Origin of the sequence: Nocardia lasii, from assembly GCF_042658545.1 — a bacterium.
Taxonomy (GTDB): Bacteria; Actinomycetota; Actinomycetes; order Mycobacteriales; family Mycobacteriaceae; genus Nocardia; species Nocardia lasii.
The window spans coordinates 134,646-148,954 of the sequence record NZ_JBHSQN010000013.1 but is presented as its reverse complement, the minus strand read 5'-3'; the positions used below and the strand labels follow the sequence as shown (position 1 = coordinate 148,954).

The following is a 14,309-nucleotide window of genomic DNA, read 5'->3' as shown; positions in this document are numbered from 1 at the left end:
CTCCCCCTGGGGGGCCGCGCTCGAGCGCGCCAGCGCTCCAAAAACACAGCCTGCGTACCTCCCTGGGCCCACCAAACCTGGGCCCACCCGCACCACCCTGCTCACAACACACCAACTGCCACCACCAAAACCCGGTCCCCCCCCACCCCCCTGCTCACAGCAGATCCGCTCCCAGCAGCAACCCCAACAAACCACCCCGCCCACCAGGCACCGTGGACCCATGACAACCGAAACCCCCACCCCCATGTTCAACTGGCGATCCCGCGAACAACTCTTCACCCGCCGCATCCTCGTCCTGGACGGCCCCCTCACCGACGACAACGGCACCCTGCTCATCACCCAACTCCTCACCCTGGCCGCCCAGAGCCCCGAAGCCGGCATCGCCCTGTGGATCCATTCCCCCGGCGGCTCCGTCCCGTCCATGCTCGCGATCCGCGACGTGATGCGCTTGGTCCCCTGCGAGGTCTCCACGCTGGCTCTCGGATTGGCGTGCAGCGCAGGACAATTCCTGCTCTCCTCGGGTACGAAGGGCAAGCGTTACGCGCTGCCGCACGCGCGGGTCCTCATGCATCAGGGTTCGGCGGGCATCGGCGGCAGCGCGGTGGAGGTGGAGGTTCAGGCCGACGATCTGCGCCACACCGTCGACACCGTCCTCGGCCTGATCGCCGCCGACACCGACCAAGCCTTCGACCGTGTCTATGAGGACTCCCTGCACGACCGGTGGTTCACCGCACCCCAGGCCCTCGAGTACGGCTTCATCGACCACATCGTCGAGTCCTTCGACCAGGTCGTGCCGAACCGTCATCGCATCGGCATCTCCGCGTAGATCACCACTGATCACGCGAGTACAGCCCGCACCCACCATTGTTCGCCGCCGACGTGATTCCGGCGGCGGACGAGCCAGGCCAAGAACCTCGGAGAGGCTGATATGTCCAGTTACACGATCCCCAATGTCGTGTCCCAGCATCGCGGCGGCGAGCGGATCACCGATATCTACTCGCACCTGCTCAGCGAACGCATCGTCTATCTCGGCACCCCCATCGACTCCGGCGTCGCCAACGCCCTGATCGCCCAGCTGCTGCACTTGGAATCCGACAGTCCGGGCCAGGCGATCAGTCTCTACATCAACTGCGAGGGCGGCGACCTGTCCGCCATGCTCGCCGTGTACGACACCATGCGCTTCATCAAGGCGCCGGTGCACACCACCTGCGTCGGTCAGGCGATCGCGGTCGGCGCGGTGCTGCTCGCGGGTGGGGCGCCCGGTCACCGCGCGATGCTCCCGCACACGCGGATCGTGTTGCACCAGCCCGCGACGCGCGGCCAGGGCACCATCCCGGACCTGATCCTGCAGGCCGACGAGATCGTCCGTATGCGCGCGGCGATCGAGAAGATCCTGTCGAAACACACCGGTCAGAGCCCGGAGACCCTGCGCCGCGACACCGACCGCGACCGTGTCTTCACCGCCGACACCGCACTGGAGTACGGGCTGGTGGATCAGGTTCTGCACGAACGGGAGTGAGCCGGTGTCGCGCCCACGGCGAAGGTCACTGCTTCTCGATGCGGTCCAGGTAGACGCGGCGGACATCGTCGTCCACACCGTTGATGGCGGCGTCGTCGTGGGCGACCTTGCGCACGGCCCGCATCACCGTTTCCGGCACGAGCCCGGAGGCGTTCGCGAGCAAGCCGACGTACCCGGGCACCGCGGTCTCGGCGGATCGCGTCTTCACCGTGTGCACCACGGCGGCCGCGATGTCCTCGGGGTCGACCGCGGGCAGGATGCCGTAGTCGATCCCGGAACTGAGTTCGGTGCGCACCGCCGACGGCAGGACCGCGCTCACGCTGACCCCGGTGGCCGCCATCTCCAGCCGGGTCGCGGCGGTCAGTCCGACCACCGCGTACTTGCTGGCGTTGTACACGGCCAGGCCCTTGAGCGGGAACTTGCCCGCCAGCGAGGCCACGTTGACGATGTGGCCGTACCCGCGCTCGACCATGTGGGGCAGGGCCAGGCGCATCCCGTGGATGACACCGTAGACATTGACGTCCATGGTGAGCTGGTCGATCCGGTCGGACTGGTCGAGGAAGGGTCCGTTGGGCATCACGCCCGCGTTGTTCACGAGCACGTCGAGGGGACCACGCCAGGCCCGCACCGCGTCGAGGAACGCCGCGTAGGAGGCCTTGTCGCTGACGTCGAGCGCGTGACCGATCGCCCGGTCACCGAACTCGGCGGCCGCCTGCACCGCCAGCGCCTCGTCGAGGTCACCGAGCGCGACGTAGGCGCCCGCCTCGACGAACGCGTGCGCCGTGGCGAGGCCGATGCCGCGCGCGGCGCCGGTGATCGCGACCAGCGCGCCGTCGAGATCGATCCGTGGGTAGCTCATGTCGTGCCTCTCATCAGTGGTGCTCGCAGCGGGTGGATGTGCCCGGATCGCTGTCGGCCGGGGGAAACGCGGGGCATCTCACGCCGACACTGCCGCGTCGTCGCGGGTGATCGTGAAGTCGTCGGGGTCGAACGTGCTGACGCGGCTGGTGAGTTCGCCGGTCGACCAGGGCCAGCTGAAGCTGTTGCGGCCGTTGTCGTCCATGTAGTAGCTGCGGCAACCGCCCGCGTTGTAGACGGTGCCGCCCAGCGCGTCCTGCACCTGGTCGACATAGGTGGCCTGCACCTCGGGTCGCACATCGAGCACCGCCCACCCCGCGCCGCGGGCCGCCGAGATCGCCGAGACCAGGTAGGCGACCTGGGCTTCGAGGATGGCGAAGGCCGAGGAATGGCCGGTGCCGAGGCTGGGGCCGAGCAGGGTGAACGAGTTGGGGAAACCGGTGGTGACGGTGCCGAGGTACGCCTCGGGCGAGCCCTTCCAGTGCTCGGCCAGCGTCCGGCCGTCCGCGCCGACCACGATGCCCGCCAGCGGGGAGTCGAGGATGTGGAAGCCGGTGCCGAGGATGACGACGTCGACCTCGGCGGTGCTGCCGTCCGCGCCGAGGACCGTGTTGCCACGGAACCCGGTGACCGCGGTGGCGTGCACGTCGACGTTGTCGCGGGTCAGCGACTGGAGGTAGCTGTTGGAGAACAGGATTCGCTTGCAGCCCAGCAGGTAGTCCGGGGTGAGTTTCGCCCGCAGCGCCGGATCACGCACCACCGCACGCAGATACGCCGAACCCACGCTCTGCACGGTCTGCATGAGCGGACGCGGATGCCGGAACGCGACGCCGAGCGCTTCCATCAGCGTGTACTCCGCCGCACGCAAGGCCGTGTGCGCGAACGGGAACCGACGCATCACCCGCTTCTCGAGCTCGGGCACCCGATGGTCGAGCTTGGGCAGCACCCACTGCGCGGTGCGCTGGAACAGGTGCAGCCGCGCCACCTCCGGCTGGATCGCGGGCACGAACTGCACCGCCGACGCCCCGGACCCCACCACCGCGACCCGCTTGCCGCGCAGGTCGAGATCGTGGTTCCAGCGGGCGGAATGGAAGACCTCGCCGGGGAATTCGGCCAGCCCGGGGATGTCGGGCAGGTTCGGTTCGTTCCACGGGCCGGCGGCCGAGACCACGAACCGCGCGGTCAGCTCACCCTGATCGGTCTCGATGTGCCAGCGCTGGGTGGCGTTGTCCCAGCGGGTGCCGAGGACCGAGGTGCCGAAGCGGGTGCGTTCGGCCAGCCCGTGCTCGCGGGCGATCGTGTTCACGTAGGCGAGGATCTCGGGCTGGGTCGCGAACAGCCGCGACCACTCGCTGTTGGGCGCGAAGGAGAACGAGTACAGCCCGGACGGGACATCGCAGGCACACCCGGGGTAGGTGTTGGCCCGCCAGGTGCCGCCGAAGGTCTCGGCCTTCTCCACGATCACCACGTCCTCGACCCCGGCCTCGCGCAACTTGATCGCGGCGCCGACCCCGGAGATCCCCGCCCCGATGACGACAACTTCATGATGGGTACTCATGCGACTTCCTTCGTGAGGTCAGAGGTGCCCACGGGCATCCACGACGCCGAACTGGGTGAGCGATGGTGAGAGCGAGGCGTCACGCGAGCTGTCCGGGCGAGGTATCCAGCGCCTCGGCGACCCGATCGGGAAGGCTGCGCCGAGCGGCGGCGATCGTGGCCGGTCGACGAGCGGAGTCCATGAAGTTCGGACCCATCGCGGCCAGTTCCTCGGGGCCCGGCTCGACCCGGATCACCCGGGTGCCCGCGGCCCGCAACACGGCCACTTCGCGGTCGAGAACGCGCGTCATCTGCGCGCGGAGCAGGCGTTCGACGCGGTCGAGACCGGCGCCGGAGGCACCGCCCTGCGATGTCATCGGCGCGATGACCACCACCTCGTCGAGCTCGAGCGGTACCAGCAGATCGGCCGACGCCGAGGACACCGAACCGCCGTCGACGTAGCTCTTCGCGCCGATCCGCACCGGCGGGAACCAGCCGGGGATCGCCCACGAGGCGGCGATCGCGTCACCGAGCCCGACTGTCGGGTCCGCGCTCCGGGTGGACGCCACGTTCGCTTCCGGTCCACCGACGGTGCCAGGATTCGGTGCGGCGGAACCATTCTTCGCGGTCGCCGGGTTGTGCCCGGTGCCGTCCGCACCGAAAGCGACTCGCTCCCCCGTCGCCGCGTCGGCGCCCACGATCCAGGTCGCGGGGTGGTTCACCCACCCGTTCGGACCGGCCAGGGCGTCGCCGAACGAGCGCAGCCATCCGGCGTCACCGCGACCGCGCGGCAGGAGGCCGGCCAGTGCGGTGTAGGGCGAACGACCGCGCACACCGGCACCGATCAGCCCGAACGCGGGCAGGCCGAGCGCGGGCAGCGGCGGGAACTTGCCGGGGTCGACGGCGAGGTGCGCGGACAGGACCGGGTCGGCGTCGGGCGCTCCGTCGAGGGCGGCGAGCAGGTCGGTGGGGGTGCGGCCGGAGCCGAGCGCGGCCACGAGTTCGGCGCCCGCGGAGGTGCCGATCAGGGCGTCGGCGGTGCGCACGTCCCAGTCGAGGGCGTGTTCGACGGCGTCGAGGGCTACGGCGGTCCAGGCGAAACCGAGGACGCCACCGCATCCGATAGCCACGCCGCGTCGGAGAGTCATAACTCGAATACTAACGGTATTCGAATTCCGGCGGTAGCCCATTTTGCTAAACTCCCGCGTATGGCCAGGATGACGCGCAAGGAGTCGCACGCTCTCACGCGTGAGCGGCTGGTCGAGACCGCCAAGCGGCTGTTCCTGGCCGACGGCTACAACGTGACCTCGCTGGAGAAGGTGGCCACCGAGGCCGGGTTCTCCAAGGGCGCGGTGTACTCCAACTTCGCGACCAAGCCCGAGCTGGGCCTGGCGGTGCTCGACGTCGTGCACGTGGAACGCGCCCAGTCGCTCATGGACGCGGTGATGCCGCACGACACCATCGCCGCGCGGATCGACGGCTTCGCGCGATGGGCCGACGAGAACATCGGCGATGTGGGCTGGACGGCCTTGGAAGTCGAGTTCGCGACGAGCACCCGCCACATGCCCGAGATCCGCACCGAACTGGCCGAACGCCGCCGCACGATGACGGCGATGCTCGCGACCGTGATTCAGACCCAGGTCGATGAACTCGGCCTGAACCTGCCTATGTCGACCGAAGACGCGGCGCTGCAAATACTTTCGCTCGGCATCGGCCTCGGCGTCCAACGCGCGATCGACCCCGACCTCCCGATCAGCGCGATCGTCGACCTCCTACGCAGCCAACTCGCCACCGCACCCACGGCGTAACGCACCGCGTCGATTGCCCGGCTCGGCCCAGCGCCGACCGAATCAGGCAGCCAGCAGTACCGCGTTCGGCGCCACGGTGTTCGGCGTGGCGCGGCCGGCGACCTGGCGATGGCCGCCCAGCACCACCGCCCGCGTCGGCACGAGCGCGTGACGGCGCATGGCCTCGGCCACCTGACCGACCAGCTCGCCCAGGGTCGTCCCGAGCGCACCTGCCAGCGCCGCGATCATCTCGCTGGAGGGTTCCTTGCGACCGCGCTCGACCTCGGAGAGGTACTGCGGCGAGATGCCCGCGCGCCCGGCCGTGTCGACGAGCGTGCAGCGCTGTTCCAGCCGTAACGCGCGTAGCCGTTCGCCCAGCGCCTCCCGCCACAGCGGCTCGGGCCGCTGTGCACCGCGTCCGCCTGGAATCACCCGCAACCCGTTGTGCTCGCCCATACTCCGAGCGTAGGGACGCGGGCCCCGAAACACCCGGCTCTTCTGCTCTGGGCGTAACCGCGCGACGAGGGCCCGACCGAACGGCCTGCGCGACGACAGAAACGGGATACCCGGTGCGCCGAGAGCCCGCCGGCGCGCCGACTACCGAGCGATACCGAAACGCCCGTCGACCCAGCTCAGCACGTCGGCGAAGGACGCCGACACGATACGACTGTGGTCGACCTCGTCGTACTTGCGGTAGTCGACCGACTCTCCCCGCCCCTGCAATTCGGACACCATCGCATCGGTCGATGCCGCCGGAACCGTCAGATCCGCACGCCCCTGCAGGACCAGCACCGGCACGGTCAGGCGCAGCCCGCCCGGATCGTTGTCGTCGAGCACGCGCAGCAGTCCCGAGATATCGCCGTCGCGGGTGAAGACGTCCTTCGGCGACAGCCCGCCCCACTTGTCCTTCTCCCGCAGCCCGCCCGTGCATTCGGAATCGGCTACGGGCAGCAGCGACACGGCACGGTCGGTGAGGAAGCGCGTGGGGTCGATATCGGTGATCGTCTGAGCGCCGCGCACGAGCAGCGGCACGTAGACCGAGATATCGCCGGTGCCCAGCTTGCCCAACGGGTTCGACACCGCCCACTTCGCCATGCGGACCTGTTCACCCAGGTGCGAGGCGGGCGCGAGCGCGACGGCGCCGAGCAGCGGCGAACTCGGCGCCCACCCGGCGGAATCGGCCGCGGCGAACATGGCCGCGTGCCCGCCCTGCGAATGCCCCATCGCCACCCACCGCGACCCGACACTCTTGTCGATTTCGCGTGCGCCCGTGGCGATATCGGCCAGCGCGCGATGCTCGGTCTCCCCGATCATGTATCCGTGCTCGCCCGGCGTGCCCAAGCCCAGGTAGTCGGTCCTGGCGACCGCGTACCCCGCCGCCACCCAGCGGGCCTGTTCCTCCCGACTCGGCGAGGAGCCCTCCGACCGCGAGGCCGCGCACACATCGGCGACCCCGGTGCTGCCCGGCCCCCACGAGATCAGCGGCCAACCGCCCTCGGGCGCAACCCCTTCGGGCACGGCCAGGGTCCCCGACACCGCGACCGTCTTCTCCTGCGCGTCGAGCGACCGATACAGGACCAGGTAGGTGCGCGCACCCGGCACCGCCCGCTCCCCGGTGATCAGCTGCGACCGGATCACCGACCCGCGCGGACCCGCCACCGTGGCCGCCTCCGGGTGGTAGAACGCCGACAGCGGTGCGGCCGAGGCGAATTCGACGGGCGGCTGGTCCGAACTGCAGGCCGACGCGGCCAGGACGAGGCTGCTCGCGGCGATCACCCGAGCAATACGTGTGTGCAAGTCTCCCCCGATACGCCGCCGATGCTGTGGCCGATAGACCGCCGACCAGGTTACTCGATGCGCGACGCGCCGCCGCCGCGGAACCGGGCGGTGAAACACCAACGGCGCGTTCACCGGTGAAGGTGAACGCCCCGTCGGAACAGCTGACAGCTAGCGGCCGATCGCGGCGGCCATCACGCGGACCGCGGAGATCAGCCCGTCGATCAGGTTGCCCTGACGGAACGAGGCGAGCGCGGCGGTGACGCCGAGCTGGCAGATGCGGTCGTTGGCGCGCTCGGCCACCTCGGCACCCGAGCGGACCTCGATCGCACCCTGGTTCGGCGACACGGCGATGAGCACCGAATCGGCCGCCTCGGGGGTGTGCGGCAGGATCGAGTCGGCGCCCGCCGCCGGATCCGAGCCCAGATCGCCGAGGTAGATGTTGAAGCGAACCTTGGTGGCGCGGGTCGCCTCGGTGAGCGCGTTGTCCAGGGCGATGCGCTCACGGTCGGTGAAGGGCACCTCGTCGAACACGGTTCCCGGCTCGTGCACGCCGGACACGCGACCGCTGCTGGTCAGGGCGAACCCGTGCGGCAGATCGGCCTCGACAACTGCGGGCCATTTAGAACTTGCCACTTGCCCGGCCTCCGATCAGTTCCGCGTGCGCGGGTTCGAGAGCCGCATGGCTGCCATGCGACTCGGCGGTGTGGTGACCCGCCGCGGCGGTCACCTCGTCGGTAGCGCTCCACAGCACCGGCGGGTGGGTCCACTTCTGCCCGAGCGCGAAGTGGGCCGGCTTCTCACCGGGCAGTGGCTTACCGAGATAGGACAAACCGGCGATCGTGAAATAGATCGCGGCCGGGATGCCGACGAAGATCAGCACTGTCTCGAGAATGCTCACAGGCCAACGGTAGACGATGCTCTGTAGTAGTTCATCCTCCGGCTCTGGGTTCGCGCCCCGCGTGTCATACCAACCAGGCCGCCGCGTTCGCGGGCAACCGGTCGTCGACCACCGGCGCGCTGGCCAACAGCACCTCCCCCGGCGGCAGCTGGATCGGCTCGTCGGCGGCGTTGAGCACGCAGATCAGACCCCCCGGACGACGGAACGCCAGGCAGCCCTCCGGCGAGCCGTACCACTCGAGCCGCTGCCCCGCGAACTCCGGCCGGGTGGCCCGCAGGTCGATCGCCAGCCGGTACAGCGACAGGGTCGAATGCAGGGTCTCGAGCTGGGCCTCGACCGTGCGATCGGCCCAGTCCGGCGGAATCGGCAGCCACGGCGTGCCGGTGGTGAAACCGAACGGCGTGGTCGAGCCCTCCCACGGCAGCGGCACCCGGCACCCGTCGCGGCCGCGTTCCTGATGGCCGGTGCGCTCCCACACCGGGTCCTGCAGGACCTCCTCGGGCAGATCGTCGACATTGGGCAGGCCGAGTTCGGCGCCGTTGTAGACGAACACCGCGCCGGGCAGGGCGAATTCGACCAGCATCATCGCCCGCGCCCGCGCCACCCCGAGCTTGCCGCCGCCGTACCGGGTCACCTCGCGTTCGATGTCGTGATTGGACAGGGTCCAGGTGGGCGGGGCGCCCGCGGCAGCCACCGCGTCGAGCGAGTGGGTGACGGCCGCGCGCACGCCCTCGGCGGTGAACGCGGTCTCGGCCAGACGGAAGTTGAACGCCAGGTGCAGTTCGTCGGGTCGGACGTACTCGCCGAAGCGGACGTTGTCGTCGACCCACACCTCACCGATCGAGACCGCGTGCGGGTAGTCGTCGAGCACCGTGCGGATGCGGCGGTGGATGGCGTGCACGCCCGGATTGTTGAAACGCGGATCGTCGTCGTCGTGGACGAGCATCTTGGTCTCGACCCGGGCCATATCGGGCAGGCCCTCCGGCTTGGCCATGCCGTGGGCGACATCGAGCCGGAAGCCGTCCACCCCGCGATCCAGCCAGAAGCGCAGGGTCTTCTCGAAATCGTCGGCGACCTCGGGATTGTCCCAGTTCAGGTCGGGCTGTTCGGGCGCGAAGATGTGCAGGTACCACTGGCCGGGGGTGCCGTCGGGTTCGGTGATCCGGGTCCAGGCGGGACCGCCGAAGATGGAGGGCCAGTTGTTGGGCGGCTCGCTCCCGTTCACTCCGCGACCGTCGCGGAAGATGTAGCGGGCCCGTTCGGGACTGCCGGGGGCCGCGTTCAGCGCGGCCGCGAACCACGCGTGTTCGACGCTGGTGTGGTTGGGCACCAGGTCCATCGTGACCTTGATCTCGCGATCGTGAGCCTCGGCGATCAGCTCGTCCATCGCCGCCAGGCCGCCGAACAGCGGGTCGATATCGCGTGGATCGGACACGTCGTAGCCGCCGTCGGCCTGCGGTGAACGCATCACCGGACAGATCCACAACGCGTCGACGCCCAATAGTTCCAGGTACCCCAGTTTCTCCCGCACCCCGCCCAGATCGCCGACACCGTCACCATCGGAGTCGGCGAACGAGCGCGGATAGACCTGATAGAACAAGGCGGTTGTCCACCACGGAGCGGTGCTTGCTTCCCCCGGCACCGGCGAGGCAGGTGTCTGTGTCACACCCGCAATATTGCCAAAGTTCACCCGAATTATTCAGGCGGGGCGGCACTTTCTGCGAAGTCGGCAAATTGCCAGCGTTCGCCACGCCGTGGCGAAACCTCGCGGTAAACCACGGCATCGCGCAGAAATCGGGACGCTACGTGCCTGTCATCAGCGAACGACGGGCACCCGCGCGCTCACAGGGGCGAGTTCTGCAGTGAGTCCGCCGCCATCTGGAAGTAGTCCAGCATCGCCTTGCGGTGCCCGTCGTCGAGGATCGACGGCTCGATCTCGCCCACCGCGATCGTCATGCACCGCATCCACGCGTCGCGCTCGAGCGGGCCGATGACGAACGGGTTGTGCCGCATGCGCAGCCGCGGATGCCCGCGCTCCTCGGAATAGGTGCGCGGACCGCCCCAGTACTGTTCGAGGAACATCCGCAACCGGCGCTCGGCCGGACCCAGATCCTCCTCCGGGTACAGCGGGCGCAGGATCTCGTCGGCCGCGACCTCGCGATAGAACACCGACACCAGACGGCGAAACGTCTCCGCGCCGCCCACGGCTTCGTAGAAGGAGGTCGTTGTCTGCTCACCGGTACTCACAGGCTCCATTGTGCCCCGCTCACCACGGTCACGAACGCGCTGCCCTTCAACCACAGTTCATCCGGAAGTTTGAAAAATAGCCGTGCAATACCGGCGGAACCATGGTCAACTGGGGGCAGTATCGACCCCAGATACCACATGATCCTGCCAATCATGAAATTGAGGTCAACGAGATGAAGCAGCGACCCAGCGCCCGATCACAGGAGCGCACGCACCGACAACTCCAGCCCGCCGACGTCCACAATCGTGGCTCGGGGGCTATTCCGCTGCATATCGTGTCCGATCATCCGCATATCCCCGCGCCTGTGCATCTCGCCGGAGACCACGACGCCGCCGCATGGCGCAAACGCCGGGTCCTCCTCCTCAACGCCACCTACGAACCGCTCACCGCGCTGTCCGCGCGCCGGGCCGTCGTGCTGCTGATCTGCGCCAAAGCCGACGCCGTCCACGACGATCCGCAAGCCCCGGTCCTGCATTCGGCAGGCTCCACCGTGGCGATTCCGTCCGTCATCCGCCTGCGCACCTACGTGCGCGTGCCCTACCGCGCCCGCGTGCCGATGACCCGCGCCGCGCTCATGCATCGCGACCACTACCGCTGCGGCTACTGCGGCGGCAAGGCCGAGACCATCGACCACGTGATCCCCCGCAGTCGCGGTGGCGAGCACTCGTGGGAGAACTGCGTCGCCAGCTGCGCCCCGTGTAACCACCGCAAGGCCGACAAGATGCTGGCCGACCTGGGCTGGCATCTGCGCCACCCGCTGGTCTCGCCGAAGGGGCCGCACTGGCGGCTGCTGTCCACCACCGCCGACCTGGATCCGATCTGGTTGCAGTATCTCGGCGAAGGAGCCGCCTGACACAGGGCCCGATCGCCGCGTCAGGCGCTTTCGATCACCATCGTGGCCCACGTCCCCGGTTCGAGGGCTTCGAAGATGTGGGGTAGGTCGCCCAGGTAGCGGATGTAATCGCCTGGGCGCATCTCCACGGGCTCGTCGGCCGGACCGACGATGGCCCGGCCCGCCGCGAGCACGACGTGTTCGACCACGCCGGGCGTGTGCGGTTCCGAGCGTCGGGTGTGGCCCGGTTCGGCGGCGATGCGGTACACGTCGCAGCGGGTGAGCGATTGCCCCGCTGCGAGCAAGGTCACCCGGTAGTCGGCACCGGCCGCGGGCACCGGCGCGCCCTCGTCGGCGCGGATCACCTGCACGTTCGGTCGCGGCGGGTCGAGCAGGCGCGAGAACGGCATCTCCAGGGCGACACACAGCGCCCACAGGGTTTCCAGGCTGGGATTGCCGGTGCCCGATTCCAGTTGCGACAGTGTCGATTTCGCGATCCCGGCGCGGCTGGCGACCTCGGTCAGCGACAGGCCCGCGCGGGCGCGTTCGCGACGCAGCGCGGCCGCGATCACCGCCTGGGGCGGTCCGACAACAGGGTCCTGCCGGTCCATCTGGTCTCCGTTCGGAACTGGCGATGCCGCATTGACTTTACCCAGCCCGTGCGTTCAATATAAACAACATGCGTTCGATATGGCGAACACTCGACCGGGGAACCGCGGCTGCCGTCGCCGCGGCGTGCTTCGCCGTCGGCGTGTTCGGGGTCTCCTACGGCGCCTCGACCATCGCGGCCGGGTTCCCGATGTGGATGCCGATCGTGATGGCCGTGACGGTGCTGGCCGGCGGCTCGGAGCTGCTGTTCTTCGGCATCGTCGCCGCCGGGGGCAGTCCGCTGGCCGCGGTCGTGGCCGGGCTGCTGCTCAACGCGCGCCACCTGCCCTACGGGCTGTCCGCGCCGGAGGTGTTCGGTCGCGGCTGGAAACGGGCGCTGGGCATCCACGTCCTCAACGACGAATCGGTGGCCTTCGCCGCCGCCCCCGGTGACCAGGACCGCAAACGCGCCGCGTACTGGGCCTGCGGCATCGGCGTCGCCCTGTGCTGGCCGATCGGCGCGGCCCTCGGCGCCGGCCTCGGATCGCTGGTGCCCGACACCGCCGCACTCGGCCTGGACGCGGTGTTCCCGGTGATCCTGCTGGCCCTGATCCTGCCCGCCCTGCGCGACCGGGCGACCTTACGACCGGTGCTGGTCGGCGCCGGACTGGCCGTGGTGGTCTCGCCCTACGTCCCGGCCGGGCTGCCGGTCCTGATCGCGCTGGGCGGATTGATCTTCGCCCTGCGCCCGCCGACACCCGCCGCCGAACCGATCGCGGCGGTGGCCCCGTGAACGCGCCCTACCTGCTTCCCGCCATGCTGGCCCTGGCCGTGGGAACCTACGCGCTGCGCTGGACCGGGCCCGCGATGCGTCACCGAATGCGCCTGTCCCCGAGGATGATCCACCTCCTCGATACCGGCGCCCTCATCCTGCTCGCTGCCCTGGTGGCGACAACCGCCCTGCCCGCCGGCACCGACCACCTCGGCTTGGCGCTGCCGACCGGCGTGGCAGTGGGTGGGGTTCTGGCCTGGCGGCGCGTTCCCCTGCTGATCGCCATCCTCGCCGCGGCGGCCACCACCGCCCTGCTCCGCCTTCTCGGCGTGCAGTAACTCCCACAGCCAGGTCTACGAAACCCGGTCCCCCGGCGCCCGACTCAACTGGGCGTCAACGGAATTCCGCCGCCGAGCCGCCGGGCCACCGAGCCGTACCGGGCGTCCAGCCGCAACCAGGTCCTGGTCGCCCGGACCCGCACCACCTCGGACGGCTGAATCCGCCGTGACTCGGTCTTCTCCCCGGCATGCGGAATGAAGTCCATCGCGGTGAGCGCGAACACCACCCGCATCGGCACCTGCACCTCGAAGCCGTCCGCACCGGTCACGGTGAGCACCGACTGATCCAGTAGCGAGGCGGGCGGGCCGTGCGCGCCGCCGTGCTCCCGGGCCAGATCAGCGCCGCGCTCGGCCAATTCGACGAGCGCCCGCGCGGGCACGTCATCGAGGTGGGCGAATCCCTCGGCGGGCGGCAGGGCGCCACGCCACGCGGAATCCATCGAGTAGCCCAGGTCGACGGGGTGGCCGGTGCGCAGACCCGCGAGCACCATGTCGGCGCCGACGGTCACATCGTCGACACCGAGTTCGGCGGTCACCGTGCGCACGGCCAGGGTCTCGAAACCGGTTGTCACCCAGGCCGAGACGAGACTCGACCCGCGCCGCCGCAAGCGAACGACGGCGGCCTCGTCGAGCCGCAGCGCGCGAGTGAGAAAGGTGGTCAGGTTCTCCCGCTCGGCCGGGTCGGGCGTGTGCAGGACCCGCTGTTCGGAGCTCACGAAATCAGGCCCGCCACAGTGCCAGATAGTCCCGCTCGGACTCGTTGAGCCTGCGCAAACGCTGGGTCTCGATATCGAACGCGGCGAGCTGGGTGGTGGCGGTGACCGCCGGGGTCGAATCGGGCGCGGCACCGGCGGCGCGCACCTCGTACCCGATCGTGAAGTCCACCGCCCGCAACTGCTCGATCCACATGGCGATATCGAGCGGGGTGTCCTCGTGACGCAACTGCCCCCGGTACTTCACGTGCAGATCGACCAGCACGCAGCCCTGCCGACCCATCGACGCGGTCGGCTTGTCATCGTCGAACAGCCAGGGAATCCGAGCCTCCTCCAGCAGCGTCACCATCCGTGCGTGGTTGACGTGCTGGAACACGTCCATATCCGACCAGCGGATCTCGACATTCGCGTGAAAACGCTTCGGCAGCACCAGATCCGATG

18 protein-coding genes are annotated in these 14,309 nt (G+C 69.5%); 6 read left to right on the top strand and 12 right to left on the bottom strand.

Annotated elements, in window-relative coordinates; all coding sequences use genetic code 11:
• Nucleotides 1-220 precede the first annotated feature (220 nt).
• Both ACFP3H_RS19030 and ACFP3H_RS19025 read left to right on the top strand, forming a co-directional pair.
• A complete protein-coding gene (locus ACFP3H_RS19030; RefSeq protein WP_378607905.1) occupies nt 221-826 on the top strand; it encodes a ClpP family protease in 606 nt (201 codons plus the stop codon).
• Nucleotides 827-928: 102 nt separating this feature from the next.
• The gene (locus tag ACFP3H_RS19025) at nt 929-1,519 is read left to right on the top strand and encodes a ClpP family protease (protein WP_378607903.1); all 591 of its coding nucleotides are present in this window, start codon (nt 929-931) and stop codon (nt 1,517-1,519) included.
• A 25-nt stretch (nt 1,520-1,544) separates the two neighbouring features.
• On the opposite strand, the gene ACFP3H_RS19020 is transcribed toward ACFP3H_RS19025, so the two are convergent.
• The 3 genes from ACFP3H_RS19020 to ACFP3H_RS19010 all read right to left on the bottom strand — a co-directional run bounded on the left by ACFP3H_RS19020 (nt 1,545) and on the right by ACFP3H_RS19010 (nt 5,061).
• Nucleotides 1,545-2,378, bottom strand: a complete 834-nt coding sequence (locus ACFP3H_RS19020) for an SDR family oxidoreductase (protein ID WP_378607901.1) — start codon at nt 2,376-2,378, stop codon at nt 1,545-1,547.
• Nucleotides 2,379-2,456: 78 nt separating this feature from the next.
• Nucleotides 2,457-3,935, bottom strand: coding sequence for a flavin-containing monooxygenase (locus ACFP3H_RS19015; protein ID WP_378607899.1), 1,479 nt, complete (start codon nt 3,933-3,935; stop codon nt 2,457-2,459).
• A gap of 79 nt (nt 3,936-4,014) precedes the next feature.
• Nucleotides 4,015-5,061 (bottom strand): patatin-like phospholipase family protein, encoded by a 1,047-nt coding sequence (locus ACFP3H_RS19010; protein ID WP_378607897.1) that lies wholly within the window; start codon nt 5,059-5,061, stop codon nt 4,015-4,017.
• 60 nt (nt 5,062-5,121) lie between these two features.
• Between ACFP3H_RS19010 and ACFP3H_RS19005 the strand changes: the two genes are divergently transcribed.
• Nucleotides 5,122-5,721: a TetR/AcrR family transcriptional regulator gene (locus tag ACFP3H_RS19005; RefSeq protein ID WP_378607895.1), complete on the top strand. Its 600-nt coding sequence runs from the start codon at nt 5,122-5,124 to the stop codon at nt 5,719-5,721.
• Nucleotides 5,722-5,763: 42 nt separating this feature from the next.
• On the opposite strand, the gene ACFP3H_RS19000 is transcribed toward ACFP3H_RS19005, so the two are convergent.
• From ACFP3H_RS19000 to ACFP3H_RS18975, 6 genes are all read right to left on the bottom strand, one after another.
• The gene (locus ACFP3H_RS19000) at nt 5,764-6,156 is read right to left on the bottom strand and encodes a helix-turn-helix domain-containing protein (protein ID WP_378607893.1); all 393 of its coding nucleotides are present in this window, start codon (nt 6,154-6,156) and stop codon (nt 5,764-5,766) included.
• Between the two features lie 141 nt (nt 6,157-6,297).
• The gene (locus tag ACFP3H_RS18995; protein ID WP_378607891.1) at nt 6,298-7,497 is read right to left on the bottom strand and encodes an alpha/beta hydrolase family protein; all 1,200 of its coding nucleotides are present in this window, start codon (nt 7,495-7,497) and stop codon (nt 6,298-6,300) included.
• Between the two features lie 150 nt (nt 7,498-7,647).
• Entirely contained in the window at nt 7,648-8,112 is a 465-nt protein-coding gene (locus tag ACFP3H_RS18990) for a DUF5130 domain-containing protein (protein ID WP_378607889.1), read from the bottom strand.
• Nucleotides 8,099-8,377, bottom strand: a complete 279-nt coding sequence (gene ctaJ / locus ACFP3H_RS18985; RefSeq protein ID WP_378607887.1) for an aa3-type cytochrome oxidase subunit CtaJ — start codon at nt 8,375-8,377, stop codon at nt 8,099-8,101. The genes ACFP3H_RS18990 and ctaJ overlap by 14 nt, the downstream gene beginning before the upstream one ends.
• Before the next feature lie 64 nt (nt 8,378-8,441).
• Complete coding sequence (locus ACFP3H_RS18980; RefSeq protein ID WP_378607885.1) at nt 8,442-10,043, bottom strand: alpha-amylase family glycosyl hydrolase; 1,602 nt, start codon at nt 10,041-10,043, stop codon at nt 8,442-8,444.
• Nucleotides 10,044-10,219: 176 nt separating this feature from the next.
• The gene (locus ACFP3H_RS18975) at nt 10,220-10,633 is read right to left on the bottom strand and encodes a globin (protein WP_378607883.1); all 414 of its coding nucleotides are present in this window, start codon (nt 10,631-10,633) and stop codon (nt 10,220-10,222) included.
• A gap of 164 nt (nt 10,634-10,797) precedes the next feature.
• Here ACFP3H_RS18975 and ACFP3H_RS18970 point away from each other — a divergent pair, with 164 nt between their 5' ends.
• A complete protein-coding gene (locus ACFP3H_RS18970) occupies nt 10,798-11,478 on the top strand; it encodes an HNH endonuclease (RefSeq protein WP_378607881.1) in 681 nt (226 codons plus the stop codon).
• Between the two features lie 20 nt (nt 11,479-11,498).
• On the opposite strand, the gene ACFP3H_RS18965 is transcribed toward ACFP3H_RS18970, so the two are convergent.
• On the bottom strand, nt 11,499-12,068 hold the full coding sequence (locus ACFP3H_RS18965) for a helix-turn-helix domain-containing protein (protein ID WP_378607879.1): 570 nt from the start codon (nt 12,066-12,068) through the stop codon (nt 11,499-11,501).
• Nucleotides 12,069-12,136: 68 nt separating this feature from the next.
• Here ACFP3H_RS18965 and ACFP3H_RS18960 point away from each other — a divergent pair, with 68 nt between their 5' ends.
• Entirely contained in the window at nt 12,137-12,838 is a 702-nt protein-coding gene (locus ACFP3H_RS18960) for an AzlC family ABC transporter permease (RefSeq protein WP_378607878.1), read from the top strand.
• Nucleotides 12,835-13,155 (top strand): AzlD domain-containing protein, encoded by a 321-nt coding sequence (locus ACFP3H_RS18955; protein WP_378607876.1) that lies wholly within the window; start codon nt 12,835-12,837, stop codon nt 13,153-13,155. The genes ACFP3H_RS18960 and ACFP3H_RS18955 overlap by 4 nt, the downstream gene beginning before the upstream one ends.
• A 44-nt stretch (nt 13,156-13,199) precedes the next feature.
• Here ACFP3H_RS18955 and ACFP3H_RS18950 read toward each other — a convergent pair whose 3' ends face one another.
• Both ACFP3H_RS18950 and ACFP3H_RS18945 read right to left on the bottom strand, forming a co-directional pair.
• A complete protein-coding gene (locus tag ACFP3H_RS18950; protein WP_378607875.1) occupies nt 13,200-13,871 on the bottom strand; it encodes a DUF8185 domain-containing protein in 672 nt (223 codons plus the stop codon).
• Between the two features lie 4 nt (nt 13,872-13,875).
• Complete coding sequence (locus ACFP3H_RS18945) at nt 13,876-14,301, bottom strand: acyl-CoA thioesterase (RefSeq protein ID WP_465263767.1); 426 nt, start codon at nt 14,299-14,301, stop codon at nt 13,876-13,878.
• Nucleotides 14,302-14,309 lie beyond the last annotated feature (8 nt).